Origin of the sequence: Enterococcus sp. AZ095b (genome assembly GCF_051714725.1) — a bacterium.
GTDB lineage: Bacteria > Bacillota > Bacilli > Lactobacillales > Enterococcaceae > Enterococcus_B > Enterococcus_B pernyi.
Window position 1 is genome coordinate 1,222,958 of the sequence record NZ_JBIOSL010000001.1, and the last position, 24,523, is coordinate 1,247,480.

The 24,523-nt window shown below is 38.6% G+C and carries 25 protein-coding genes, 1 tRNA gene and 1 riboswitch; of the genes, 19 read left to right on the plus strand and 7 right to left on the minus strand.

All coding sequences use genetic code 11. The annotated features are described in order from the left end of the window. Window positions 1–93 precede the first annotated feature (93 nt). The gene (locus IGJ99_RS05875) at window positions 94–306 is read right to left on the minus strand and encodes a DUF378 domain-containing protein (RefSeq protein WP_010735711.1); all 213 of its coding nucleotides are present in this window, start codon (window positions 304–306) and stop codon (window positions 94–96) included. A 210-nt stretch (window positions 307–516) separates the two neighbouring features. Between IGJ99_RS05875 and IGJ99_RS05880 the strand changes: the two genes are divergently transcribed. Next, the gene (locus IGJ99_RS05880) at window positions 517–1,209 is read left to right on the plus strand and encodes a hypothetical protein (protein WP_010735710.1); all 693 of its coding nucleotides are present in this window, start codon (window positions 517–519) and stop codon (window positions 1,207–1,209) included. A 96-nt stretch (window positions 1,210–1,305) separates the two neighbouring features. After that, window positions 1,306–1,581 (plus strand): hypothetical protein, encoded by a 276-nt coding sequence (locus IGJ99_RS05885; RefSeq protein ID WP_034691354.1) that lies wholly within the window; start codon window positions 1,306–1,308, stop codon window positions 1,579–1,581. A gap of 146 nt (window positions 1,582–1,727) precedes the next feature. Here IGJ99_RS05885 and IGJ99_RS05890 read toward each other — a convergent pair. Beyond that, window positions 1,728–1,810, minus strand: a tRNA-Leu gene (locus tag IGJ99_RS05890). A 64-nt stretch (window positions 1,811–1,874) separates the two neighbouring features. Between IGJ99_RS05890 and IGJ99_RS05895 the strand changes: the two genes are divergently transcribed. From IGJ99_RS05895 to nagA, 4 genes are all read left to right on the plus strand, one after another. After that, window positions 1,875–2,024: a hypothetical protein gene (locus tag IGJ99_RS05895; RefSeq protein WP_438770675.1), complete on the plus strand. Its 150-nt coding sequence runs from the start codon at window positions 1,875–1,877 to the stop codon at window positions 2,022–2,024. 134 nt (window positions 2,025–2,158) lie between these two features. Beyond that, window positions 2,159–3,376: a pyridoxal phosphate-dependent aminotransferase gene (locus IGJ99_RS05900; RefSeq protein ID WP_023519505.1), complete on the plus strand. Its 1,218-nt coding sequence runs from the start codon at window positions 2,159–2,161 to the stop codon at window positions 3,374–3,376. 435 nt (window positions 3,377–3,811) lie between these two features. Further along, a complete protein-coding gene (locus IGJ99_RS05905; protein ID WP_010735706.1) occupies window positions 3,812–4,648 on the plus strand; it encodes a helix-turn-helix domain-containing protein in 837 nt (278 codons plus the stop codon). Window positions 4,649–4,722: 74 nt separating this feature from the next. Beyond that, window positions 4,723–5,871, plus strand: coding sequence for an N-acetylglucosamine-6-phosphate deacetylase (gene nagA / locus IGJ99_RS05910; RefSeq protein WP_375152217.1), 1,149 nt, complete (start codon window positions 4,723–4,725; stop codon window positions 5,869–5,871). A 94-nt stretch (window positions 5,872–5,965) separates the two neighbouring features. Here the strand turns inward: nagA and IGJ99_RS05915 are convergent, their stop codons facing one another. Then, window positions 5,966–6,754 carry a MerR family transcriptional regulator gene (locus IGJ99_RS05915; protein WP_232092493.1) on the minus strand — a complete coding sequence of 263 codons (789 nt, stop codon included), beginning with the start codon at window positions 6,752–6,754 and terminating at the stop codon, window positions 5,966–5,968. 161 nt (window positions 6,755–6,915) lie between these two features. Between IGJ99_RS05915 and IGJ99_RS05920 the strand changes: the two genes are divergently transcribed. Beyond that, window positions 6,916–9,507: an HAD-IC family P-type ATPase gene (locus IGJ99_RS05920; protein ID WP_438747880.1), complete on the plus strand. Its 2,592-nt coding sequence runs from the start codon at window positions 6,916–6,918 to the stop codon at window positions 9,505–9,507. Between the two features lie 258 nt (window positions 9,508–9,765). Here the strand turns inward: IGJ99_RS05920 and IGJ99_RS05925 are convergent, their stop codons facing one another. Both IGJ99_RS05925 and IGJ99_RS05930 read right to left on the minus strand, forming a co-directional pair. Beyond that, window positions 9,766–10,125, minus strand: a complete 360-nt coding sequence (locus tag IGJ99_RS05925) for a hypothetical protein (protein WP_023519508.1) — start codon at window positions 10,123–10,125, stop codon at window positions 9,766–9,768. Between the two features lie 9 nt (window positions 10,126–10,134). Next, window positions 10,135–10,947, minus strand: coding sequence for a DNA/RNA non-specific endonuclease (locus IGJ99_RS05930; RefSeq protein ID WP_438770676.1), 813 nt, complete (start codon window positions 10,945–10,947; stop codon window positions 10,135–10,137). Between the two features lie 126 nt (window positions 10,948–11,073). Here IGJ99_RS05930 and IGJ99_RS05935 point away from each other — a divergent pair, with 126 nt between their 5' ends. Beyond that, window positions 11,074–11,598, plus strand: coding sequence for a hypothetical protein (locus IGJ99_RS05935; RefSeq protein WP_438747882.1), 525 nt, complete (start codon window positions 11,074–11,076; stop codon window positions 11,596–11,598). A gap of 13 nt (window positions 11,599–11,611) precedes the next feature. Then, window positions 11,612–13,093, plus strand: a complete 1,482-nt coding sequence (locus IGJ99_RS05940; RefSeq protein WP_019723963.1) for a flotillin family protein — start codon at window positions 11,612–11,614, stop codon at window positions 13,091–13,093. A 49-nt stretch (window positions 13,094–13,142) separates the two neighbouring features. Here the strand turns inward: IGJ99_RS05940 and IGJ99_RS05945 are convergent, their stop codons facing one another. Next, window positions 13,143–13,739 (minus strand): FUSC family protein, encoded by a 597-nt coding sequence (locus IGJ99_RS05945; protein ID WP_010735697.1) that lies wholly within the window; start codon window positions 13,737–13,739, stop codon window positions 13,143–13,145. Window positions 13,740–13,848: 109 nt separating this feature from the next. Here IGJ99_RS05945 and IGJ99_RS05950 point away from each other — a divergent pair, with 109 nt between their 5' ends. Further along, window positions 13,849–14,814 carry an aromatic acid exporter family protein gene (locus tag IGJ99_RS05950; RefSeq protein ID WP_062805369.1) on the plus strand — a complete coding sequence of 322 codons (966 nt, stop codon included), beginning with the start codon at window positions 13,849–13,851 and terminating at the stop codon, window positions 14,812–14,814. A gap of 57 nt (window positions 14,815–14,871) precedes the next feature. On the opposite strand, the gene IGJ99_RS05955 is transcribed toward IGJ99_RS05950, so the two are convergent. Further along, complete coding sequence (locus tag IGJ99_RS05955) at window positions 14,872–15,831, minus strand: Gfo/Idh/MocA family protein (protein WP_010735695.1); 960 nt, start codon at window positions 15,829–15,831, stop codon at window positions 14,872–14,874. 196 nt (window positions 15,832–16,027) lie between these two features. On the opposite strand from IGJ99_RS05955, the gene IGJ99_RS05960 reads away from it, so the two are divergent. From IGJ99_RS05960 to purB, 9 genes are all read left to right on the plus strand, one after another. After that, entirely contained in the window at window positions 16,028–16,564 is a 537-nt protein-coding gene (locus IGJ99_RS05960; RefSeq protein ID WP_010735694.1) for a hypothetical protein, read from the plus strand. A 13-nt stretch (window positions 16,565–16,577) separates the two neighbouring features. After that, the gene (locus IGJ99_RS05965; protein WP_019723460.1) at window positions 16,578–17,378 is read left to right on the plus strand and encodes a M15 family metallopeptidase; all 801 of its coding nucleotides are present in this window, start codon (window positions 16,578–16,580) and stop codon (window positions 17,376–17,378) included. Between the two features lie 9 nt (window positions 17,379–17,387). Further along, window positions 17,388–18,002 carry a glycoside hydrolase family 73 protein gene (locus IGJ99_RS05970; RefSeq protein ID WP_023519513.1) on the plus strand — a complete coding sequence of 205 codons (615 nt, stop codon included), beginning with the start codon at window positions 17,388–17,390 and terminating at the stop codon, window positions 18,000–18,002. Between the two features lie 24 nt (window positions 18,003–18,026). Then, window positions 18,027–18,704: a hypothetical protein gene (locus tag IGJ99_RS05975; protein WP_010735691.1), complete on the plus strand. Its 678-nt coding sequence runs from the start codon at window positions 18,027–18,029 to the stop codon at window positions 18,702–18,704. A 276-nt stretch (window positions 18,705–18,980) separates the two neighbouring features. Next, a riboswitch (purine riboswitch) is annotated at window positions 18,981–19,078 on the plus strand. A gap of 85 nt (window positions 19,079–19,163) precedes the next feature. Next, complete coding sequence (locus IGJ99_RS05980; RefSeq protein ID WP_438747887.1) at window positions 19,164–19,745, plus strand: xanthine phosphoribosyltransferase; 582 nt, start codon at window positions 19,164–19,166, stop codon at window positions 19,743–19,745. Between the two features lie 2 nt (window positions 19,746–19,747). Next, window positions 19,748–21,052 carry a nucleobase:cation symporter-2 family protein gene (locus IGJ99_RS05985; protein ID WP_019723457.1) on the plus strand — a complete coding sequence of 435 codons (1,305 nt, stop codon included), beginning with the start codon at window positions 19,748–19,750 and terminating at the stop codon, window positions 21,050–21,052. Window positions 21,053–21,495: 443 nt separating this feature from the next. Further along, window positions 21,496–21,984 (plus strand): 5-(carboxyamino)imidazole ribonucleotide mutase, encoded by a 489-nt coding sequence (purE, locus tag IGJ99_RS05990; protein WP_010735688.1) that lies wholly within the window; start codon window positions 21,496–21,498, stop codon window positions 21,982–21,984. Then, complete coding sequence (gene purK, locus IGJ99_RS05995; protein ID WP_010735687.1) at window positions 21,977–23,101, plus strand: 5-(carboxyamino)imidazole ribonucleotide synthase; 1,125 nt, start codon at window positions 21,977–21,979, stop codon at window positions 23,099–23,101. The genes purE and purK overlap by 8 nt, the downstream gene beginning before the upstream one ends. A 13-nt stretch (window positions 23,102–23,114) precedes the next feature. Further along, window positions 23,115–24,410 carry an adenylosuccinate lyase gene (gene purB / locus IGJ99_RS06000; protein ID WP_010735686.1) on the plus strand — a complete coding sequence of 432 codons (1,296 nt, stop codon included), beginning with the start codon at window positions 23,115–23,117 and terminating at the stop codon, window positions 24,408–24,410. The last annotated feature ends 113 nt before the right edge of the window (window positions 24,411–24,523 follow it).

The window sequence follows — 24,523 nt, forward strand, 5'->3', positions numbered from 1 at the left end:
ATTCTTAAGCCTAATGACGACAATCAAAGGAGTAAATAATAAAAAAACATGGAGCAAATGGTTGCCCCATGTTCTGAAAAAATCAAATCCCAATTATTGATGTTCTACACGATTGGAGATCATTGGAAAGAATTTCAAACAATAAATAGCACAAATCCCAACAATAATATATATAGCTTTAGCTAAAATAGTCGTAGAGCCGCCTGCAATCGTCGCAACTAAATCAAATTCTAATAAACCGACTAACAACCAGTTCAATCCTCCAACAATCAACAATGTTAAAGCAATCATATCTAATGTTTTCATTGAAATTACCCCTTTCCTATATGACATACTATTATTATAAAACAATTAAAGAATTTGTACTAAAATATTGCCTGTAATTTAATTTATAGTCCTTTCATTTCAACGTTTTATAGAATTTGAAAATTTAAAATAGATATGTCTTGACAATAGACAAGTAAAAGATTAGATTTAGCTGGTTATAAAATAATAATATTTATTAAGGAGAAGAACATGAAAAAAAAATGGATGATTACTGGATTGATTGCATTGTTGCTAGGGGCTATTGGTTATACGGGCACACGGTTTGCAGGAGAAGTTTTATTCTGGGGTGGAGAATCTGATATCACTAAGATCAACGAAAATTTAGAAAAACTTGATCAACAGTTAACAAGCCATGACCAAAAAATCACTGACTTAAATAGTCAATTAGCAATAAAAAATCAAGATCTTCAAAATATACAAACAAAAGCGCAAGAATACCAAACAAAGATCACTGACTTGGAAACGCAAAAAAGCCAATTGGTTGCTGAACATGCAAATTTACAAAACCAATTAACTAGTAAAGAAAATCAATTAAATGACAAACAAATCGAAATCAACAATAAGATCAATGAAATAACTCAAAAAATAAACGAAATCAATACCCTAAATAGTCAATGGAATACTAGACTTCAAGAAATCCAGGGCAAATATACAGAGATGCAAAGTACTGTTAATCAATTAAACGAACAAATCAGCCAATTAAATCGAGAAAAAACAAATTTGCAAACTGATTTAGCAACCGCGAAGAAACAATTAGAAACTATTTCAGCAGAAAATAGTAATTTGAGAAGTTATATCGCACAATTAGAAAAAGCGAGAAACGATGCAAAGCAAACGGCGGAAAAATCTCAACAAATCGTTGATCGCCAAGTGAATAAGTAGACGTTAAAGATACTTTTTTAGAGTTGTTTTTCCAAGGAAAATCACTTGAAAAACGGAACATTTGTTCGTATAATGGTGATGAGGGGAGAGATGACAATGGAAAGAAAATATGGAACAGTCTCAAAAATCAGAACGATCAAACTAGGGGAACGACCACTGATCCGTTTTACTTTAGGCTCAGAGAATTGCTTGATTGCTAATCATAGTCTTAATTTTATTGCCGATGTAGATGAAGGAATGAAGATATTTGTGAAAGGCTACTATAATAACCGCAAGCAATTTGTCGTCAAAGACTACACGGTATTAGAAAAATCAAACATTGTTGTCGCTTTTGAAAATAGTCTCTTCCCTAAACAGAAGATCATCAAATGAGAGAACAAAGTCAATGTTCGATATCAAGAACTAATGGATTACTCTTATATAGGTAGAAAAATTGTAAATTGACTCGATGAACTGCCTTGTTTTTTTAATAACAAACAAAAAAACTCATGGCATAAACCATGAGTTTTACTTATTTATGCAGACGATGGGATTTGAACCCACACGAGCTTACGCTCACAAGACCCTCAATCTTGCATGTCTGCCGTTCCATCACGTCTGCAAGAAACAACACTTTAATCATAGCGAGTAACGAAATAGATGTCAAGATATGAAAGAGGAAAATCATGAATAAATATGATGGGGAATTTTCAATTTTAGGAATGGTGGCTGGATCTGCATTTGGACAATTGACCATGGGGATATTCTTAGGTGTGATTATCGGAATTGCTATGGATTGGGCAGCAAATCTTTGGAACGATCGGCATGAGAAATAAAAGTAAAAAAAGTTGATTTTCATCTAGGATTTCTTTAAAACGGTGGCAAAATCCAGATGAATGGAGTATGATATGGAAATAAATGGGTATAATCAGAAATTTCTAACTTTTTTGAAACGAGGGATTGGATCACTATGAGAGAATTTGAAAAATCCAACAAATTAGAAGGCGTAAGTTACGATGTCCGCGGACCGGTTCTTGAAGAAGCAGAACGAATGCAAGAAGAGGGCATCAGTATATTAAAATTGAATACGGGAAATCCAGCACCATTTGGATTTGAGGCACCAAATGAAGTGATCCGTGATTTGATCATGAATGCCAGAGATTCAGAAGGCTATTCGGATTCAAAAGGGATTTTTTCTGCACGAAAAGCGATTGAACAGTATTGTCAATTGAAAAAATTTCCAAATGTGACGATCAATGATATCTATACTGGTAATGGGGTCAGTGAGCTGATCACGATGTGTATGCAAGGGCTGTTGGACAATGGCGATGAAGTATTAGTGCCAATGCCAGATTATCCTTTATGGACAGCTTCTGTTTCTTTGGCTGGAGGAAAACCAGTTCATTATGTATGCGATGAACAAGCCGAATGGTATCCAGATATTGAGGATATCAAATCTAAAGTTACCAGCCGGACAAAGGCAATCGTGATCATCAATCCTAATAATCCAACAGGAGCTTTATATCCGAAAGAATTATTAGAAGAAATCGTGAAAATCGCACGAGAACATCAATTGATCATTTATTCAGACGAAATCTATGATCGTTTAGTGATGGATGGCTTAGAGCATATCCCGATTGCGACTTTAGCACCTGATCTATTCGTTGTCACATTGAATGGCCTATCTAAATCACATCGTGTGGCGGGATTCCGTGTCGGCTGGATGGTGTTGAGTGGTGACAAATCAAATGTAAAAGGCTATATCGAAGGGTTGAATATGCTTTCCTCTATGCGTCTTTGTTCAAATGTTCTGTCACAACAAATCATCCAAACTGCCCTAGGGGGCTACCAAAGTGTGGATGAATTGCTATTGCCAGGTGGACGGATCTACGAACAAAGAGAATACATTTATAATGCAATCAATGATATCCCTGGATTATCAGCGGTTAAGCCGAAAGCAGCTTTTTATATCTTTCCAAAAATCGATACGAAACGCTTCAATATTACCAATGATGAGCAGTTCGTATTAGATTTTCTGCACGAGCATAAGATTTTACTTGTTCACGGAGGCGGTTTTAACTGGCCTGATCCAGACCACTTCAGAATCGTTTACTTACCAAAATTAGACGATCTAAAAGTAACGGCGAAAAAAATGCGTGAATTCCTGACAACCTACCGACAAAGATAGGAAATGTCATATTTTGGCTGTTGTGCGTGTGTATTAAGTAGGTAGTTTTAAGCGTAAGCGAGTAACTGACGGGATAAATCAAGATTTTATGAAGTAAGTGAATCACTATAACAATTGGAATCAACGATTCTTATGGGCATTTGCTTACTTCACTAAATCAACCGTTTTTGTCTGAGTTTTATTCTCATTTGACACCTGCAAATAACCAGTTTCGAGTAAGAGCCAACGAGTAGTAAAAACGATGTGATTGGCAAATTTTTTTATAAAGTAAATACGACTTCACCTAAAAGCCGTCCCGATACCGAGGCGTTTTTTTAATGTCAATTTTTGAAAAATGATTCGTTGCTATTGGACTTTTCTTGAAGTTTACAAAGTAGTCAAGTACAATACATGTAGTCATGCGAATACGCATATTTTTTTGAGAGGGGGATACTTATGGAAGCATTAGTCGATTCCTTTGGTACGATCATCAAAGAAATCCGAAAAGAACAAAAAATGACTCAACAAATGCTTTCACAAGGCATTTGTTCTCAAAGTGTGCTGAGTAGAATCGAAAATAACGAAGAGTTACCAAATGTATTAGTGATGGCTCAGATCTGTCACAGGCTTGGTGTAACGATCGATTATGTAATGAACTTATCCAAGGACAAGATTCGAGCAGCAACTAGACAGTTTGATCTTCTGGATCTTTACTTTTTAAAAAGAGATTATCGTAAATTAGAACAAGAACTAAAATCAGCGAAGGTGACAGAGAATCTCTATTCAGCTGAGGATTTTCAACGGTATTATTATTATTTAGGTGTTTGTGAATTTACATTAAGGAAAAACCTAGTAAAGGCACTTAGTTACTTGAAAGAAGCATTGACTTACTCCAGCCAAAAAGATCGGACACATGTCTGTGATATAGAGATCCAATTGATCAGCTGTATTGGTAAAGTCTATGGGGTTGCAGGGAGAAGTACAGAAGCAAGATATTATTTAAGTCGTAGCGTCCAACTCTTACATGATACGATCAACGAGCACAACAAAAGCGAATTGACCCAGATTTTTTATAATTATGGTAGTTTTCTATTTCATCAAGGAGAACGCCAAGCAGCCCTTGAACAAGTGAATCAAGGGATTCGTTGGGCACAAGAAAAAAATAGCTATTATTATTTAAATGATTTATTTATTCTAAAAAGTTTGATCTACAAACAGCAAAATGAACTGTCAAAAGCATTGTTTTATGAAGAATTAGCTCAAGCAGTAAAAAAGATTGCTAAAAGTATATAAATGGTGTAGACCATTCTTGACTTCTTTCGTAAATAAGAGTAATTTAAAGGTAGATCATCAAAGGAGAGAATAGAATGAGAACTTATATCTATGCTGACAAATTCTTTTTAGCATCTGGTGTGAAAAACGCTGGATATCTTGAAATCACTGATGGGCTTTTTGGCGAATATCTTTCAGAAAAACCAGTTGGTGAAGTAACGATCATTGATCAAAGCGGTAAATGGATCGCCCCTGGACTTGTAGACACACATATTCATGGGTTTATGAATCACGATGTTATGGATAATGACGCAGAAGGAATCAAAGCTATGTCAGAAGGTCTGTTATCTTGTGGGGTAACTGCCTTTTTACCTACAACATTAACCTCTAGTAAAGAACGTCTAAGAGATGTGGCAGAGACGATCGGAAAAATGTACCATGAAGCTCCTGGCGCTAAAATCAAAGGGATCTATTTTGAAGGACCATTCTTTACAGAAGAGCATAAAGGCGCGCAAAACCCAAGTTATTTTGGCGACCCTGATTTGGCAGTCTTCAATGAATGGCAAGAAGTTTCAGGCGGATTGATCAAAAAAATCGCATTAGCACCAGAACGCGCAGGTGTCGAAGAATTTGTAAAACAAGTGACAGATGAAGGCGTTGTAGTTGCTTTAGGTCATAGTAATGCAACGATCAATGAAGCACAAGCAGCTGTTGAAGCAGGTGCAAGCGTGTTTGTTCATGCGTTTAACGGGATGCGTGGCTTGAACCATCGTGAGCCAGGTATGGTCGGCGCATTATTATCATTGGATCACGTATTTTCTGAGTTGATTTGTGACGGTCACCATGTCCATCCAAATGCAGCACAGATCCTGATGGAAAAAGCAGGACATGAACATGTGGCTTTGATCACGGATTGCATGATGGCTGGGGGGATGCCTGATGGTAATTACAATTTAGGTGAGTTCCCAGTAGTCGTAAAAGATGGAACAGCTCGTTTAGAATCTGGAAATCTAGCTGGAAGTATTCTAAGATTAAAAGAAGCAATCAAAAATGTCGTAGATTGGGGCTTAGCTACACCAGAACAAGCCATCATGATGGCTACGTACGTTCCTGCAGTTAGCTGTAAGATCGACGATACATGTGGAAAGATTGCTAAAGGAAGAGATGCTGATTTCATCGTCTTGAATCCTGACATGACCTTAGATGCCACTTATTTAGATGGTATTGAACGTTATCATGCGTAAAAAAGAATAAATGAACAGCCAAAAGGAAGAAGCAACTCGTAGCTTTACTCTCTTTTGGCTGTTTTTTTGTGGTGTTTTTTAGATAAATAGTTGGTTACTGGATCAATACTTCTAAGCGTGTAATAAATTCATTCTGGTCATTGGTTTCATGGAAATCTACGAGATAGAGTTCATAAAATGGACTCTTTAATTCTAGTTGATGTGTTTGTGCATATTTTTTCATTTCTTGAATGCCTGTGACTTGTTGCTCATAGGCTCCTTGGTAAGTGTAGGCCAAGTATTTCCCGGATGGTAACGTGGACACCTCATTGATCAAAGAGGCAGTTTCTGGATAGAAATAAAAGACTTGATAGGCAAAAGACTCTGACTCTTCATGTAAGATACTTCCAAATAAATTTTGATTGTTGGCACTGAGTTGTTTCTCATGTTTTTTATGCAGCTGTTTCAATGCGTAATCGACATCATCGCTAGTCGTCATTTCATCGTCTTTGATTACTTGACGTAATTGATGTTCCATCACGATCGGTTGATTGAATGGAGTATCTTCTACTTCATAGATCAACTGTAAGCGATCATCTAATAAGGAGATTTTTTCTTTTGATTCTGCAATCAAACGATGCAAAGAATCAATTTCAAATCGTAAAAGTTCTTTTGTTCGATCGATATTTTTATTATTCAGATATTCGACGATCTCAGGCAAAGAAACATCAAAATATCGCAGATCGCGAATCGTATTTAGTTGTTCTAATTCTTTGTACGAATAATTTCGATAACCGTTATCGTCATAATCTGGTTGGATCAAACCGATTTTTTCATAGTAACGTAAAGTATGTGGGGTAATATCATATAATTTTGCTAATTCATTGATTTTCAATCGATTCACTTCCGTTTGATTTATTTATACTTTATATCTGTTCCTCATTTTACTATTAGTTGATTCAAAAAGGCGAGTATTTTTAAATTATTTACACGAAACCCTTGACCTTAGAGTTACTCTAACCTGTAAGCTGATTATAGATTAGTTAGTGTTGGAGGAGAAAAAGTATGGAATGGTATAACAAGTCAACGGAAGAAACAATCAAACAAGTTCAAGTCACAGAATATATCACAGAGAGTGATCGGCTGGAACGTCAAAAAAAATATGGAAAAAATAAAATGGAAGAAAAAGATCAAACACCAGAATGGCAAAAATTCTTATCTTATTTCCATGATGCGTTGATGTACATCTTATTAGGGGCAGCGATATTGAAAGTTGCAACTGGTGCATTGATGGAAGGTGGCATGATCTTTTTAGTTGTTTTTCTAAATGCGATGATCGGGTACTTCCAAGAACGAAAAGCAGCTTCTTCTTTAGATAGTATCAAAGGATTATTAAGTGATAAAGCAGTGATTTTAGAAGATGGAAAAAAACGAGAGATCGATCCGGCAGACTTGGTCGTCGGCGATCAAGTAGTCTTGACTGCTGGAGATATCGTACCAGCAGATGTTCGGATCATCGAATCATTCAATTTACAAGTGGATGAGGCGATTTTAACAGGAGAAACACATTCTGTCAGTAAAACTGTTGATAGCTTACCTGAAAATACAGAATTAGCTGAACAAGTAAATATGGCTTTTTCGGGCACTAAAGTTGAATCTGGCAATGGATTAGGTGTCGTTGTTGAAGTAGGTTCGAATACTCAAATCGGTAAAATCAGTCATTCTTTATCAACTGTTGAAGAACAAGAAACCCCGTTATTGAAGAAAATCAAGGAAATGAATACAAGTATATTTAAAGGAATCAGTGCGTTGATTTTGTTAATTGCTCTTGTTTCGTATTTTTATTATGGTATGACATGGGGCTATATCGCTACGGCGATCATTGCTTTGATCGTTTCTTCGATTCCAGAAGGCCTGCCGTCGATTTTAACGATCATTTTGTCGATTGGCGTGAATCGAATGGCAAAGAAGAATGCCATCGTAAAAACATTGCCTACAGTAGAAACCTTAGGTGCGATGACGGTTATTTGTTCAGATAAGACAGGGACATTGACAAAAAATGAAATGTCTTTAGTTCATATAGCGACACTAAATGATTGGTATACGCCTGAATCATTTGCACAAGTATCACATACAAAAGTCGAAGAATATTTGTTACAAGCGATGCATAATTGTCAAGAAACACAATTAGCAGATGGGGATTGTCCTGAAACAGGAAATGCAACAGAACTTGCATTATTACGTTATACAAATACGCAACAGGCAATAATCCATTCACCTATTGCCAAAATTCCTTTTGATTCAGCGTATAAATACATGGGAACTGTTCATGAGATCAATGGCAAGAAAATCTTGTTCGTAAAAGGTGCACCGGATGTATTGATCGAAAAAGCGGGACAACAAATGGATGCTAGAGGTATGAGCCAGTCGATCGATAAAAAACGTTGGCATAAGAAAAATGAGGATTTAGCGAGTCAAGGGCAACGTGTGTTAGCTTTTGCGATGAAAGAAATCGGCGATGAAGACTTATCTCATGATGCACTAGATGAAGCATTGACGATGATTGGCTTATGCGGTGTGATCGACCCACCAAAAGAGTCAGCAATCGAAGCAGTGAAATCAATGCAACAAGCTGGAATACGTGTCAAAATGATCACAGGCGATCATCCACTGACAGCGAAAGCCATCGCAAAACAACTAGGATTGCAAAATCATCAAACAGCAATCACAGGAAAAGAGCTGAATCAACTGTCAGAGCAACAATGGCAACGCGCAGTAAGTGAAAACGATGTATTTGCGCGAACGACACCAGAACACAAATTGGCAATCGTTTCTTATCTGCAAGCGCAAGGTGAAATTGTTGGGATGACCGGCGATGGTGTAAATGATGCACCAGCATTGAAAAAAGCTGACGTCGGGATTGCTATGGGAATCAAAGGGAGCGATGTTAGTAAGCAAGCAGCAGATATGGTTTTAGTCGATGATAATTTTGAGACGATCGCTTATGCAGTCAAAGAAGGACGTCGGATATTCGACAACTTGAAGAAAACGATTCTCTTTTATTTACCAACATGTTTGGCGCAAGGATTATTGTTACTATTCTCATTGATCGGAAACTCCCCATTACCTTTGACGACTGTGCAAATCCTATGGTTGAATCTAGTTGCTTCGATCACCTTGTCCTATGCTTTAGGATTTGAACGGGCAGAAAAACAAGTGATGAGTCGACGACCACGACCATTGAATGAACGGATTTTGTCACGATATGCGTTGGTGCGCATTTTATATGTAGGGATGATCTTGACGATCTTAGGCTTAACTGCGATGGAATATGTCTCAAACGATGCACGTCAGACGGTGTTGATCAATGCGATGGTGTTTGGTCAGGCCTTCTATATGATCAATTGTCGTAGGATCAGCGAATTTAGTTTAGATAGAGGATTATGGAAAAATACCGCATTGTTTTATTCAATTGGGATCATGATTTTGCTTCAAGCTGCGATGATCTGGTTCCCACCATTAAGAATGGCTTTAGGAACAAACCTACTATCAAGTACGGAAGTCGTCATCAGTCTTTTACCTGGATTACTTTTATTCTTCTTAGTAGAAATCGAAAAATATGTTTTATCAGCTAGAAGTTACAGGGTAGGTGCTTGATCATTCATATTATTGAAAAAAACATAGAAGGATACCAAAGTAACTAGGTGCTTTTTATTCACACTAAACCCAAGTAACGTTGGAAGAAGAAACTAGTTTATAAAATAAGTTAGTAAAAACGTCCGAAATGAGAATGATCATTTCGGACGTTTTTTTGTTTTATATACCTAAACATACGCGATACGTTTTTTGTTAAATGTTCAAAGATAAAGCCCCAGTTTGTCATTGTTAATGCGAGCAACCTTAGTTAGTAGAAAGTTAAAAAAATTCGACAATCGATTTCGAAGAGTTTGCGTATCTTATTAGTAAATCGGCAAAACTCCCATTAAATCGCTGGATTTCTTCTTTTTGGTGAGAGCGAGGAAACAAACAAACCGTTTTTTCATTTGCTAAGAGATAATCACCATCGATCGTACGAGCCACCAAGTGAAAGGATGAAAGGAGATTCGCGACCTCCGCTTCATCCAGGGAGTTATAATCGATTGTTCGCAGAATACTAGCTTTGAAATGTTGGTAAGAAGGGAAAAACACAAGTTCCTCATAATCGAACAGCTCGTTTTCTTCCAGCCATGCGAGTGTTTCTTCTAATGTACGATTTTGCTTCAATTGTTCAAACAATCGTTTCACCTACTTTTTATTTGGTATCAATACCGTAAAATCAATCGTTGGGTTATTGCCTGTTCCTTTTGCCTCTAACTCGACACTTTCAGGGATGAGTTCATCGCCAACATAATGTGGAGTAACACGATAGCGTACAGTTTCACCATGATTCAACGCCTTACGGATTTTTAGTTCATAGTAGTTCATGTAAGGATCATTTACTGGGAATTGAAACAAAGTAACTAGATTTCTTTCGTCGTCGCCACTACCACCGAACTGTTTAGCGATCAGATGTCCGCGAGAATGATCATATCTGGGTCCAGAAATAAATCCAGGAGGACGGATGTCACGGTTTGCGCTGGTTCCTGTATTGATCATTGATTTTTCCAATAAGGCAGCCGCACCAGTGGGACGTCCTAATCGATCAAGCTCATGATACTCGATCCATCCTTTGTTTGTTGAGAGCTCAGCCACATCAAAGGAAGCTGTTCCTAATTCTTGTGGCCCAGGATTGTTTCCAGTCGGTGCTAAGTCTTCTTCTTGAGGTAAGCCGTTGTTTCTTGGCTCAGATGAGTCAGGTATACTACTTGTGATAGTAGCTTCACTTTTGCGTGTACTTTCGACTGGTTTATCAGAAGATTCCATACTATATGTATTCATGTTTGATCGTTGGTCAGTAGAAACTCCCGCTTCACTCTCGATTGAAGCAGTATAACTAGATTCACTGTAATCACTTGAGATCGGTTGTTCTACATTCAATAGATCCATTCCGATAAAGCCAATTGCGCCAAAAACAACTATAGAGATCAATGTACCCCATAGTTTTTTTAAATTTTTCATTCGTTCACCTCCTTTGTTAGTATAATCCAAAACCAAGCGGACTAAAAGTGAAAACTTTATCCAAAGTAGGTTAATTATATAGGTTAGTATGATATGATAATCTTGTACACAAAGGAGGCGAATGAGATGATAGGAGGAATCGCAATCATCACGATTTACTGGTACGTTTTACTCATATGCGCTGGGGTTGCAGTGTTACTTGTTATTTTTGGAGATGTCTTTGATTTCGATGGACCTATTGATCCGATGCTGATCGTTCCCTGGTTGACTTTTACCAGTTTATTAGGTTATTTAGGTGAATCCTTGACCAACCAGTCCTCATTAGTGATTTTCGTGATCAGCGCGATTATTGCAACCGTTTTAGTTTTTTTGTTGAATTTTTATATCTTGATGCCGATGAAGCACGCAGAATCGACGCTATCAATTTCTGAAAAAACATTAGAAGGTCAAATCGCGACAGTGGTGACCCCGATACCGATCCAGGGAATGGGAGAAATCCAATTAAAAAGTGTTACTGGTTCAATCAGTCGCCCTGCTTGTTTTTATACGCCCCAAGAGAAAATGATCGGACGTGGCGAAAAGGTTTTGATCATTGAAGTAAGAGACCGTGTTTGTTATGTTACACCGTACGAAAGTATGTTGAAAATGTAAAGGAGTGGAAGAAATGGAAATATCTGGAGTGTTTGTTGCAATTGTTTTAGCAGTGTTGATCGTTTTAATGTTATTAATCGTCTTTGTCGCTAAGTACCAAACGGCAAAGCCTGACGAAGCATTGATCATCAGTGGTAGTTACTTGGGAAGTAAAAATGTCCATGCCGACGAGAGTAACAATAAAATCAAAATCGTCCGCGGTGGAGGTGCATTCGTATTACCAGTTTTCCAACGTTCGAATCGCATCAGTTTATTATCAAGCAAATTAGACGTGTCTACCCCAGAAGTTTATACAGAGCAGGGTGTGCCGGTGATGTGTGACGGTACTTCGATCATCAAGATCGGTTCTTCTGTCGAAGAAATTGCGACAGCAGCGGAACAATTTCTAGGGAAAACGCGAGAAGAACTTGAAAATGAAGCCCGTGAAGTCTTAGAAGGTCATTTGCGGTCGATCCTAGGTTCGATGACAGTAGAAGAAATTTACCAAAATCGTGACAAATTCAGCCAAAGTGTGCAAGAAGTTGCCTCGGTGGATCTAGCAAAAATGGGCTTGATCATTGTTTCGTTCACGATCAAAGAAGTCCGTGATAAAAATGGTTATTTGGATTCTTTGGGGAAACCACGGATTGCTCAAGTCAAACGTGATGCAGATATTGCAGAAGCAGAAGCACTAAAAGAAACGCGTATCAAAAAGGCGGAAGCAGAGAAAGAATCTCAAGCCGCAGAATTACAACGCCAAACAGAGATCGCCGAATCTTTAAAAGAAAAAGAATTGAAATTAGCTGCCTATAAACAGGAGCAAGATGTGGCACGAGCAAAAGCTGACCAAGCGTATAATTTAGAAAGTGCCAGAGAACAACAACAAGTAATCGAACAAGAGATGCAAGTAAAAGTCGTCGAACGTCAAAAACAAATCGAATTAGAAGAAAAAGAAATCATTCGTCGTGAAAAACAATACGATTCTGAAGTGAAGAAAAAAGCCGATGCGGATCGTTACGCCAAAGAACAAGAAGCCCAAGCACAAAAAGTCAAAGAAGTGACTGAGGCAGAAGCAGAACAATTTAGAATCGAAGCCTTAGCCCAAGCCCAAGCCAACCAAACTCGTTTAGCTGGACAAGCCGAGGCAGAAGCCACGTTAGCAAAAGGGAAAGCGGAAGCAGAAGCAAAACAAAAAATCGCAGATGCGTTCAAAGAATATGGAGAAGCTGCTGTGCTTAGCATGGTGATCGAAATGTTGCCTCAATTGATGCGTGAAGCGGCACAACCGCTAGGCAATATCGAAAAAATCTCTGTTGTTGATACAGGAAACTCCTCAGGTGAAGCAGGTGGCGCCAATCGAGTGACAAGCTATGCGACAAACTTGTTGTCGACGACACAAGAAACGTTGAAAGAAACAACTGGATTGGACATCAAAGATATCATTGAGAATCTTTCCACTCGTGGAAATTCTAGACAATTGAATGTCTATGAAGGATCAAATGAACCGAAAGAATAACTTAAGAAAGACTCAAAGGATCATGTCCTTTGAGTCTTTTGTTGGTTCGCTATTTATTTTCATTTTGCTCACGGATCTGTGCTTTTACTTCTTCAAGACTTTCAAGTAAAGCCTGCTCTTTTTTTCTTAATTGTTCTAAGTCCTCGACAATCTCTTCTTTTTTTTCAACTTCTGGCGGACGCAAGCAAAAATTGATACCGATAGCAATAAATGTCCCGATAAATGTATCGAAAACCCGCTCAATCGCATAGAAGGCTGACTCTCCTTGAGGGATACTTAAAGAGATCAGTAATAATGTTGCAATAGCAGCAATGATTCCAGAATTATTATTGATACCGTCAGATAAGACGATCACAATGATCACTAAAAGTGGGAGAACGATCAGTTCAACTAAAAAATCATTGTGGAAGTAACTTTTTACAAAAAAATAGAAAATACCTAATCCACCACCAAGTAGATTGCCAATAATACGCGAGCGACCAAAAGAAAAGGTCGTAGTCAAATCCTGGCGCAAGGAAAAAACAGCAGATAGGGCAGCAATCATTGGAATGCCACGGTCAAAGAGATGAAAGATCAAAATACATAAGAAAACGGCTAAAGCACTCTTCATTGTACGCATACCAAGTCGAAAGCGTCCAAATTGCATAGTATACTCTCCTTTACGTTCTTTACAATATCATAACTAAACTTACCTTGGATTGCTAGTTTTTCATGAACGAATTTAGTATAATTCAATAAAAAGAAAGGAGCCGATCATGCGTATTGGAATGAGAACGGTAAAAACGGTCATCAGTGTATTTGCTTCCATGTTGGTTGCAAACTACTTTTCCTTATTATTCTGGCCATCTGCCGGTATTATTGCGTTGTTAAGCGTAGGGAATACTCGTCGCTCCACCTTGATGACTGGGATCTATCGAATCGCTGCATTTATTGTCGCTACGCTTATTGCCTACATGTGTTTTACACTTTTGGGCTATCGAATCATCAGTTTCAGTGTCTTTCTATTATTTTTTATTCCAATCGCCGTGCGGTTCAAATTGACAGAAGGAATCGTTGTAAACTCAGTCTTGATCACTCATTATCTTAGTGAACAAAGTATGAGTTGGCAATTGATCACAAACGAAGCAGCCTTGATGATCATTGGTGTAGGCTTTGCTTTGTTATCTAATGTCTATATGCCAGATAGTAAAAAACGTTTAAAGGAAAATCAAATGATCATCGAAGAGCGATTTCGTCTTCTTTTGAAGAATATGGCAGACTTTTTGCTTTCTGGCGAAGCTTACGAAAATCAAGGGTTATGCAAAGAATTACAAGTTTATATTCGAGAAAGTCAAGCATATGCACGGAATCACCAAGAGAATAACTTGCTTAGACAAAATCAATACTATGAAACCTATTTTTCTATGCGACGGGCTCAGATCAATGTGATCCAAGATATGCAAGAAAATTTAGCTTATATCCAGGACCCAGTGCCTTATAGCGACCATATATACGGCTTGTTGATCTATACAGCTGAGACATTTTCTGAATCAAATGATGGCAAAGAAATATTGACACGGATCGAAGAGGTCTATGGAATGTATCGTCAAATGCCATTGCCGACTACTCGAAGTGAATTTGAGGATCGTGCGGAATTGTTTCAGTTTTTACAGTCATTTAAAAGTTTTATTGAAATAAAAGTAGAATTTTCTCAGCAGATGATAGTGGATGCGGAAAAGTGAACAAATAAGACGAAGCGATAAGGAGACCATTCTCGCTTCGTCTTATTTTTATTTTGTTTATTTGTTATTCTTCCAATGCTCTTGCATATCATCTAAGAGTGCAATCACTTCGGTGGTTAAGTACAGGGAACGGTTTGGAAGTTCTCCTTCGATCATTTTTACCATATTTTCAATTTCATAATTCATTGCTTGTGCACGATGGCCACTTTCGATCAATTCTTTTGTACCGTCAGTATACATGATTTCAGCTTGGTCAGCTCTAGGATAATCATTGATCGAGATATACCCATTTTCAAAAGCAACGATTCCGACTTTTGGCATTTTTGCTTGGAAGGTCAGGTTGATCGTAGCTAGTTCATTTTCTTTATTTTGCAAGATCGTTACAGATTGTTCATCGACACCTGTTTTAAATGGAATCATACGAGAGGCGATGACTTCCGGTTGTGAGCTCAAAAAGAATCGAGCAAATGAAACAGCATAGGTTCCAATGTCAAGTAATGCTCCACCTGCTAAATCAGGGTTGAAGAAGCGGTTGGTCGGATCAGGTTCTTTGTAACTGCCAAAAGGTGCTTGGATCATCTTTAATGCACCTAACTTGCCTGAATCGATCATTGAACGAAGTTGATGATACAAAGGCATGTTGAAAATCGTCATCGCTTCTGCCAAGATCAGCTGTTTTTGTTCGGCTAATTGGATGGCTTGTTGAAGTTCTGCCTTATTCATCGTGATGGCTTTTTCGCATAAGACATGTTTCCCAGCTTCCAAGGCAGGAAGGATATAGTCGATATGTTGACGATTCGGAACGGCGATATACACGATATCAACTTCAGCATCTTGCAACATTTCATGATAATCGCCATACGCTTTTTTGATAGAATGGCGTGTAGCAAAATCCTGTGCTTTTTCCAAAGTTCGTGATGCAACAGCAACCAATTCACTTGATGTTTGATCGAAGTTTTCTGCAAATTCGTTAGCAATCGATCCTAGACCGACAATGCCCCATTGGTATTTTTTCATTTTTCATCTCTCCTTGACGTGATATATTTAATATAAGGGTATTTAGTTGAATACTCTTGGTTTCGCTATTATTATATCAAAAAAAGGACTTCCAATCGTTTTGAAGAATTGCTTTCTAAAAAAAGGTGAAAGAAATGTTCTAATAGATGATTTTTTACCTTAATTTAAGTAGAATAAGAAGGAGGAGGAGATTGCGATGCATCAAGTATACGTTGATCTTATTATGAGTGTTTTACTCGAACAATTTGAAACAGAAGAAAATTTCTTAGATACTTATCTATTGGTGGATGAAACAACTTGGCAAGCTTGGAAGCGTGGTGAACAAAACTTACCATCCGAGGTCATGCAAAAAGTGAAAAATCTTTTTACGGACTATGAATGGATGTTGACGCAAAAAATTCTACGTCAAACCATTATTTTCCCTGAAAAAAGAAACGTTGCAGTAGCCGAATATAAGCAAATCAAAACACGTATTGCTCAGAAATGGGTAAGTAGTGGCAGTGCGAATGTAGAGTTGCTCCCTTTAAAAAATGATCAAATTGTCAATGGATATCTTGACTTGAAAGTCAGTATTCAATATGATGAGTGGGGTTATGATGACATTTTGAACTTTCGATTACCAGCAGAAGTTCAAAAGCAAATCGAAGGGGAGAAAATCGAGTTGTTAGATTGGGTAAATGAAAATCTGGAAGAAACTTACGTGAGTGAGAAAGTGGAACCAGAAAGGGAATGAAAGGATTTTTTGCGTGAATAAAATTTTAGGCGTTATCTCAGTCGTGATTATGATTGTTGCGATGGGCTATCTGGTTGTTAGTGAGAGTCGGACGGATACGAAAGCTCAAGCTGATAATTCAAAGACAGAACAAACAAATACGACGAGTGCGACAGAAGAAAGTACAGAAAAAGCAACAAAAAAAGCAACCTCTAGTGATTTGCCAGATGTTAAGTTGGATGATTGGTCGCTAGTATTGGTAGGACCTGATCATAAAATCGAGACAGAAATCGATGAAGCCAACCAATTGGCTGCGCTAGATAATGGCTATCTGATCGACAAACGTATTAAAGCTGATTATGAAGAACTGGCTAACGCAGCTAAAGCTGCGGGCTTTCCTTTAGTTATGGTATCGGCTTATCGCTCAGTTGCGACACAACAAGAGGTGTTCGCTCAAAATGTCCAACAGGTGATGAGTAGTCAGGGAGTCACTGAAGAAGAGGCGACCGCGATTACGAAAAAAACTATGACAGAACCGGGTTACAGTGAACACCATACAGGTTTAGCTGTGGATGTGGTCGATGAAACATGGTACAACAATTATCCCAATACTGTATTGGATGAAAAATATGGTGACGAACCAGGTGCGAAATGGCTTGCGGACAATGCCTCTAAATATGGCTTTATCATCCGTTATCCAAAAGGTCGAGAAGATATTACAAAAATCACTTACGAACCTTGGCACCTGCGTTATGTAGGCAAAGAAAGTGCAGAATATATCACATCAAACGATTTAACGATGGAGGAGTACTTGGACCAACTAAAAGAAAAGTAGGAATAAGAGATGGCAAAAAACAAATGGAAAAAACAAAGGCGTAAAAATAATCGCTGGTTTGCTGTAGTTTTAGGGAGTATGTTGATCATGATGGCTTTTGTTTTTTCTTTGAGAAGTTTGTCATCGCCCTACTCTACGGAAGCACAGCAACAAGAAACACTGACTCATCAGGAATTTATCAACGCATTAGTTCCACATGCGAAAGAACTACAACAAGGCTATGGCGTTTTGCCAAGTATCATTATTGGGCAAGCCATCCTTGAATCTGATTGGGGCAATAGTACGCTTGCCAGTAAATATAAGAACTTGTTCGGTATCAAAGCGTTTGGGAACGAAGAAAAAGTCAATCTGGAAACAAAAGAATATATCAATGAAGAATGGATCACCATCCAAGGAGACTTTCGAGTCTATTCTTCGTGGAAACAATCAATGGATGACCACACAGCTTTATTTGTCAATGGTGTCGATTGGAATCCAGCATTGTATGCGAATGTGATCACTGCGACCAATTATATTGAAGCAGCTCATGCGTTACAGGCGGCAGGATATGCGACAGATCCGACATATGCTGATAAAATCATACATGTGATTGAAACTTACCAGTTAAATCAATACGATCAATAATCAGGAAAGAACGGAAGTGGACGGATGGCAGATTTATTTGTTCCAGAAATAATGACAGAATTACGTAAGGATATCGTGAGAGTCCCAGAGGTCATTATGGAAGCAAGTGGTATTAAAATTTTTGGCAAGTTGATACGTTCGATTATCTTCACCACGGATATTGCGATCATCAGAAACACCAATGCAAATGCAGTGATCGCAGTTTATCCTTTTACACCCCATCCGGCGATTACGAAAAGCATCATTGAAGCAGCGGATATCCCTGTATTTTCAGGTGTCGGTGGTGGCTTGACACAAGGGATGCGTTCGGCATATATGAGCCTTTTTGCAGAAGCACAAGGATCATTAGGCGTAGTCTTGAATGGTCCAACACCAGTAGAGACTGTCCATGATGTCTGTCAAGTGGTTGATATACCGGTAATCAGTACAGTCACGTCTAAATACTCGGAAATCGACGAAAAATTGGCAGCAGGCATTACGATCATCAATATCAGTGCGGGAAAAGATACAGCAGACACTGTTCGCTTTTTCCGAGAAAAGTACCCAGAATTACCGATTATTGCGACTGGAGGTCCCACGGAAGAAAGCATCAAAGAAACGATTGAAGCTGGCGCCAATGCAATCACCTACACACCACCTAGTAGCGGAGAGTTATTCAGTCGTAAAATGGACAAGTATCGAAAAATCGAGAAAACCAATTGAGTACCAAACGAAAATAAATATCATTCAACCAACCATAGATAATAGTTATCGATATAAACTTGGCTTTAGCAACCTTTTCCTTTATGGGATTGGTTGCTTCATTTCATAAATACTATTTTGTTTGTTAGGATGAAACTATGAGGTTTATCAAGTCTAATCTAAAGATAAATCCTTCATGAGAAAAACAAGAAATATAGTTGTAAGTTTCAGAAACAAGTGTTAGACTGTTTTCATCGTTTAAAAATTAAAATATTTTGTTTCTAAAAATATCATTTATCAATCGAATATCGAACAACTTATATATCGTCATAATAAGGATGACAGTTTCTAGCCAGCACCGTAAATGTTGGACTATAAGTGAAAAAGTAGTGAAACATCTTTTTTGCTTATACATGAGCAGTAGAGATGTTTTTTTCTATTTTGAGTGGCATGAATTTAGCAAGAAAAGGAGTAAATAAAGTGAGAGAATTAGTTGAACGTATCAATAAAGATGGACAAGTCTTGGGTGAAGGCGTGTTGAAAGTAGATAGTTTTGTTACCCATCAGGTAGATCCAGTGTTGATGGAACAAATGGGCCAACGTTTTGCGGAAGTATTTAAAGAACAAGGAATCACTAAAGTGGTGACAATTGAAGCTTCTGGTATCGCCCCTGCTTTATTTGCGGCTAAAGAGCTCGGTGTACCAATGATCTTTGCAAGAAAAGCCAAAAGTTTGACGATGGATGAAGAATTATTGACGGCATCCGTTTATTCATTTACGAAACAAGTAACAAGCACGATATCGATTTCTCGTAAATTCTTGTCTTCTGAAGATAAAGTATTGATCATTGATGACTTTTTAGCGAATGGTCAGGCGGCAAAAGGTTTGATCGAATTGTGCCAACAAGCAGGTACGAGTGTTGAGGGAATCGGGATCGTCATTGAAAAATCCTTCCAAGACGGTCGTCAACTTCTTGAAGAAATGGGCTTAAAAGTGGTCTCACTTGCCCGCGTAGCATCACTTTCTGATGGTCAAGTAGATTTTCTTGAGGAGGATGCGTAAGCGTGGAGAAAGAAACTCAAAATGGAAAAGCAGCTGTCTTAGGGTTACAGCATTTATTAGCGATGTATGCGGGAGCAGTCGCTGTACCGTTATTGATTGGTACGGGGTTAGGATTTAATCAAGAACAAATGACTTATCTTATCTCAATCGATATTTTCATGTGTGGATTAGCGACGCTCTTGCAATTAACTGTCAATCGCTTTTTCGGGATCGGTTTACCAGTTGTTTTAGGTTGTGCGATCCAAGCAGTTGCGCCGTTGATTTTGATCGGTAGCACAGAAGGTGTCGGTGCGATCTATGGCTCGATCATCGCGTCAGGGATTTTTGTTGTGCTAGTTGCTGGTTTCTTTTCAAAGATCAAAAAACTATTTCCGCCGATTGTTACTGGAACAGTGATTACAGTGATTGGCTTGACGTTGATTCCAGTAGCCATCGAAAAAATGGGTGGCGGCAGTGCAACTGCTCCAGGCTTTGGTGATCTGACGAATTTATTATTAGCGTTTGTCACGATCCTACTGATCGTTGGTGTGCAATTATTAGGCAAAGGGTTCATTCGATCCATTGCGGTTTTGATCGGTTTGATCGGTGGAAGTATCTTAGCTGCCTTTTTAGGTAGAATCGATCTAGGAGCAATTGGACAAGCCCCTGTTTTTCACGTACCGCAACCTTTTTACTTTGGAAAACCGACATTTGAAATCTGGTCGATCTTATTGATGATCATCATTTCAATGGTAAGTATGGTAGAATCAACAGGCGTCTATTTTGCCTTAGGAGATATCACTGGAAAAAAAGTCGGGGAAGAGCAGTTGAAAAAAGGTTATCGAGCAGAGGGGTTAGCCGTCATCTTAGGTGGTATCTTTAACACATTTCCTTATACAGGATTTTCGCAAAATGTTGGGTTGGTACAACTTTCAGGAATCAAAACAAGAAAACCCATTTACTTTTCCGCTTTCTTTTTGATCATCTTGGGCTTATTCCCTAAAATCGGCGCAGTGGCTCAAATCATACCTGAACCAGTCCTTGGTGGCGGGATGTTGGTCATGTTTGGAATGGTGGCGATCCAAGGAATTCGGATGTTATTAGAAGTAGATTTTACAAATGACAAAAATTTATTGATTGCTGCAGTGTCGATTGGTTTTGGTTTAGGCTTCAATTTGATGCCCGAATTATTCAGCCAGTTACCTGAAACAGTTCAAATGTTCACAGGAAATGGGATCGTTATGAGCAGTATCACAGCAATTGTGTTGAACTTAGTTTTTAACGGACTAAAACAAGACGAGAGAATCATTAAAGAAGCATTGAAGTAATGATGTAGATTACTTTTATAAATCATAGCTAGTAACTGAATAAGGTAGAGACCTTTTTAGCTTAGAGAGATAAGGCGCCATCCACGAAATTTGTTTTTCAAATTTTTGTGGAGGGTGCCTTATTTTCGAAGAGTTTACTTTTGTACCTGCCGTTTATTCGATTTTAGGTGGTGCGAGAAGACGAATGTCCCAGACGAATTTTTTAATTGTAGCAAATTCATGAACAGATTCTCTCTGCATTTTGGATACATGAAGAAAAAGTGTTATATCCTTAAAAAAAAACAAATGATTTGGACCAGAAAAAACTTGATTTCAACAAGCAAGAGTTGATTTGTTAAAGACGAACAATAAACCTTTTTATCTATTTTTCATTCGAATTTATCTTGATTTACAGAGGGGCGATTGATAAAATATAAGTGAATACGAATCGAGAGGAGAAACGAATGGCTGCAAAAATTTCTGTAATAATGGGGAGCATCTCGGATTGGGAGACAATGAAACATGCGTGTGAGATTATTGAAGAATTTGGCGTTTCTTTTGAAAAGAAAGTAGTTTCAGCACATCGAACACCAGATTTGATGTTTTCGTATGCAGAAGAAGCTCGAGAAAAAGGTATAAAAGTGATTATTGCAGGTGCGGGAGGAGCAGCTCATTTACCAGGGATGGTTGCTGCAAAGACGACATTACCGGTTATTGGTGTTCCTGTTCAAAGTCGAACATTGAACGGATTGGATTCTTTGCTATCCATTGTCCAAATGCCAGGCGGCGTGCCTGTGGCGACGACAGCGATTGGAAAAGCAGGCGCAATTAATGCCGGTCTACTTGCGATACAGATGCTTTCAATGTATGATTTAGAGTTGGAGGCTGCATTAGCGAAACGACGCGCAATGTCGGTTGAATCTGTAATAGAAAGTAGTGATCAACTTGGTTAAACCATTATTACCAGGCTCGACGATCGGAATCGTCGGTGGTGGACAGTTAGGTCGCATGATGGCGATCAGTGCAAAAGAGATGGGATTCAAAGTCGGTGTGCTTGATCCGATGAATGATTGTCCGGCTGCTCAAGTAGCGGACTGGCACATTGAAAGTTCCTACGATGATACGTTTGCTCTAGAAGAACTTGCAAGACGAACTGAGGTTATCACCTACGAATTTGAGAATGTGAGTGTGGAAGCACTGAATGCGATTTTGCCGATGTCATTTATTCCTCAAGGAACAGATTTGTTGGCGATCACGCAAGATCGTCTACTAGAAAAATCATTTTTAGAAACAAATAATATCGTGATCGCTCCACATGCAACGATCGTCAGTCCCACAGATATCCAAGATGCAATCGATGGTATCGGTTATCCTTGTGTCTTGAAAACAACTCGTGGCGGATATGACGGTAAGGGGCAATATGTACTGAAGAGTCGAGCGGACTTAGCTCCTGCGATGGATCTTTTAAGAGAAGGAACTTGCGTATTAGAAGCTTGGATTCCATTTGAAAAAGAACTATCGATCATGGTCGCAGGCAATGGGCAAGGGCAATATACGACATTTCCAGTTGTTGAAAATATCCATTGTAATAATATTCTCCATGAAACGATTGCGCCAGCAACTGTTTCAGCGGATGTGATCGAAGAGGCAGAAAGAATTGCTAAAGTGATTGCTGAAGCAGTGAGTTTGTCCGGTGCACTGGGCGTCGAAATGTTTTTGACGAAGACTGGTGGATTGTATGTGAATGAATTGGCACCGCGTCCACACAATTCAGGACATTACACCTTAGAAGCATGCGGAATGACACAATTTGATGCGCATATCCGTGGGATTTGCGGTTGGCCTTTACCTAAAAAAGTCCCATTGTTAAGTGATGCCGTCATGGTCAACGTTTTAGGTGAACAACTATTAGAAAGTTACAATTTGATTGCGAAAAAACAAGATTGGAAATTTCATTTCTATGGCAAGAAACAAGCGAAAAAAGGTCGTAAGATGGGACACATCACGATTTTGACAGAAGATATCGAGTCGACATTGAAAGAAATCGAAAAAACGAATATTTGGGATTAAAGGAGAATAGTTGATGTTAGAACGTTATACACGACCTGAAATGGGCAATATTTGGACAGAGCAAAATAAATATCAAGCATGGTTAGAAGTTGAAATACTTGCTGATGAAGCTTGGGCAGAATTAGGAGAAATACCTAAAGAAGATGTAGCGAAAATCCGTGAACACGCGTCTTTTGATATCGCTCGTATTTTAGAGATTGAGCAATCGACACGCCACGATGTCGTTGCTTTTACTCGAGCAGTTTCGGAAACACTTGGTGACGAAAGTAAATGGGTTCATTATGGATTAACAAGTACAGATGTGGTGGATACAGCTTATGGTTACCAAATCAAACAAGCAAATGACATTTTGCGCGAAGATTTGAAACGTTTCACAGCGATCATTGGTGAAAAAGCCAAAGAGCATAAGTATACAGTCATGATGGGACGTACGCATGGTGTGCATGCTGAGCCAACCACTTTCGGTCTTAAATTAGCTACTTGGTATTCTGAGATGAAACGAAATATCGAACGTTTTGAACATGCAGCAAAAGGCGTAGAAGCAGGGAAAATCTCCGGTGCTGTTGGTACGTTTGCGAATATCCCTCCGTTCATTGAAGAATATGTCTGCGAAAAACTAGGCATCCGTCCGCAAGAAGTATCGACGCAAGTTTTACCACGTGATCTACATGCCGAATATTTTGCGACAATGTCATTGATTGCGACCAGTATCGAACGCTTTGCGACAGAGATTCGTGGACTTCAAAAATCGGAAACACGAGAAGTCGAAGAATTTTTTGCTAAAGGACAAAAAGGCTCATCTGCTATGCCACATAAACGTAATCCGATCGGTTCAGAAAATATGGCTGGCTTAGCGCGAGTGATCCGTGGGCATATGATTACCGCTTATGAAAATGTTTCGTTGTGGCACGAAAGAGATATCTCCCATTCTTCTGCAGAACGGATCATTCTACCTGATACAACGATCCTACTTGATTATATGTTGAGCCGCTTCGGCAATATCGTTAAAAATCTAACGGTATTCCCAGAAAACATGAAACGTAACATGGATGCGACATTTGGCTTGATCTATAGCCAACGTGTCATGTTGAAATTGATTGATAAAGGGATGACAAGAGAAGAAGCGTATGATCTTGTTCAACCTAAGACAGCATATGCGTGGGATAATCAAGTGTCCTTCCGTCCTTTACTTGAAGAAGACGAAGCGATCACTTCTGTTTTGACACCAGAAGAAATCGCTGAAGCATTTGATTACAACCACCATATGAAAAATGTGGATGTCATTTTTGAACGTGTCGGTTTAGCATAAACCATTCAGTAAGAATAGATGTTAACAATGTTTCTCGACTGATCGAAAAAAACGAACAATCACTAGCTAGAACTATTTTTTTAAATGCAAGAAAAAAAGAACATCCTTCAGAC

Excerpts from the sequence above, each read along its gene's own strand:
- IGJ99_RS05920 (WP_438747880.1), top strand. The coding sequence starts at position 6,916 with ATGGAATGGTATAACAAGTCAACGGAAGAAACAATCAAACAAGTTCAA.
- IGJ99_RS05950 (WP_062805369.1), top strand. The coding sequence starts at position 13,849 with ATGCGTATTGGAATGAGAACGGTAAAAACGGTCATCAGTGTATTTGCT.
- IGJ99_RS05960 (WP_010735694.1), top strand. The coding sequence starts at position 16,028 with ATGCATCAAGTATACGTTGATCTTATTATGAGTGTTTTACTCGAACAA.
- purB (WP_010735686.1), top strand. The coding sequence starts at position 23,115 with ATGTTAGAACGTTATACACGACCTGAAATGGGCAATATTTGGACAGAG.
- IGJ99_RS05935 (WP_438747882.1), top strand. The coding sequence starts at position 11,074 with ATGATAGGAGGAATCGCAATCATCACGATTTACTGGTACGTTTTACTC.
- IGJ99_RS05940 (WP_019723963.1), top strand. The coding sequence starts at position 11,612 with ATGGAAATATCTGGAGTGTTTGTTGCAATTGTTTTAGCAGTGTTGATC.
- IGJ99_RS05885 (WP_034691354.1), top strand. The coding sequence starts at position 1,306 with ATGGAAAGAAAATATGGAACAGTCTCAAAAATCAGAACGATCAAACTA.
- IGJ99_RS05875 (WP_010735711.1), bottom strand. The coding sequence starts at position 306 with ATGAAAACATTAGATATGATTGCTTTAACATTGTTGATTGTTGGAGGA.
- IGJ99_RS05930 (WP_438770676.1), bottom strand. The coding sequence starts at position 10,947 with ATGAAAAATTTAAAAAAACTATGGGGTACATTGATCTCTATAGTTGTT.
- purE (WP_010735688.1), top strand. The coding sequence starts at position 21,496 with ATGGCTGCAAAAATTTCTGTAATAATGGGGAGCATCTCGGATTGGGAG.
- IGJ99_RS05975 (WP_010735691.1), top strand. The coding sequence starts at position 18,027 with ATGGCAGATTTATTTGTTCCAGAAATAATGACAGAATTACGTAAGGAT.
- IGJ99_RS05945 (WP_010735697.1), bottom strand. The coding sequence starts at position 13,739 with ATGCAATTTGGACGCTTTCGACTTGGTATGCGTACAATGAAGAGTGCT.
- nagA (WP_375152217.1), top strand. The coding sequence starts at position 4,723 with ATGAGAACTTATATCTATGCTGACAAATTCTTTTTAGCATCTGGTGTG.
- IGJ99_RS05970 (WP_023519513.1), top strand. The coding sequence starts at position 17,388 with ATGGCAAAAAACAAATGGAAAAAACAAAGGCGTAAAAATAATCGCTGG.
- IGJ99_RS05880 (WP_010735710.1), top strand. The coding sequence starts at position 517 with ATGAAAAAAAAATGGATGATTACTGGATTGATTGCATTGTTGCTAGGG.
- IGJ99_RS05895 (WP_438770675.1), top strand. The coding sequence starts at position 1,875 with ATGAATAAATATGATGGGGAATTTTCAATTTTAGGAATGGTGGCTGGA.
- IGJ99_RS05900 (WP_023519505.1), top strand. The coding sequence starts at position 2,159 with ATGAGAGAATTTGAAAAATCCAACAAATTAGAAGGCGTAAGTTACGAT.
- IGJ99_RS05955 (WP_010735695.1), bottom strand. The coding sequence starts at position 15,831 with ATGAAAAAATACCAATGGGGCATTGTCGGTCTAGGATCGATTGCTAAC.
- IGJ99_RS05905 (WP_010735706.1), top strand. The coding sequence starts at position 3,812 with ATGGAAGCATTAGTCGATTCCTTTGGTACGATCATCAAAGAAATCCGA.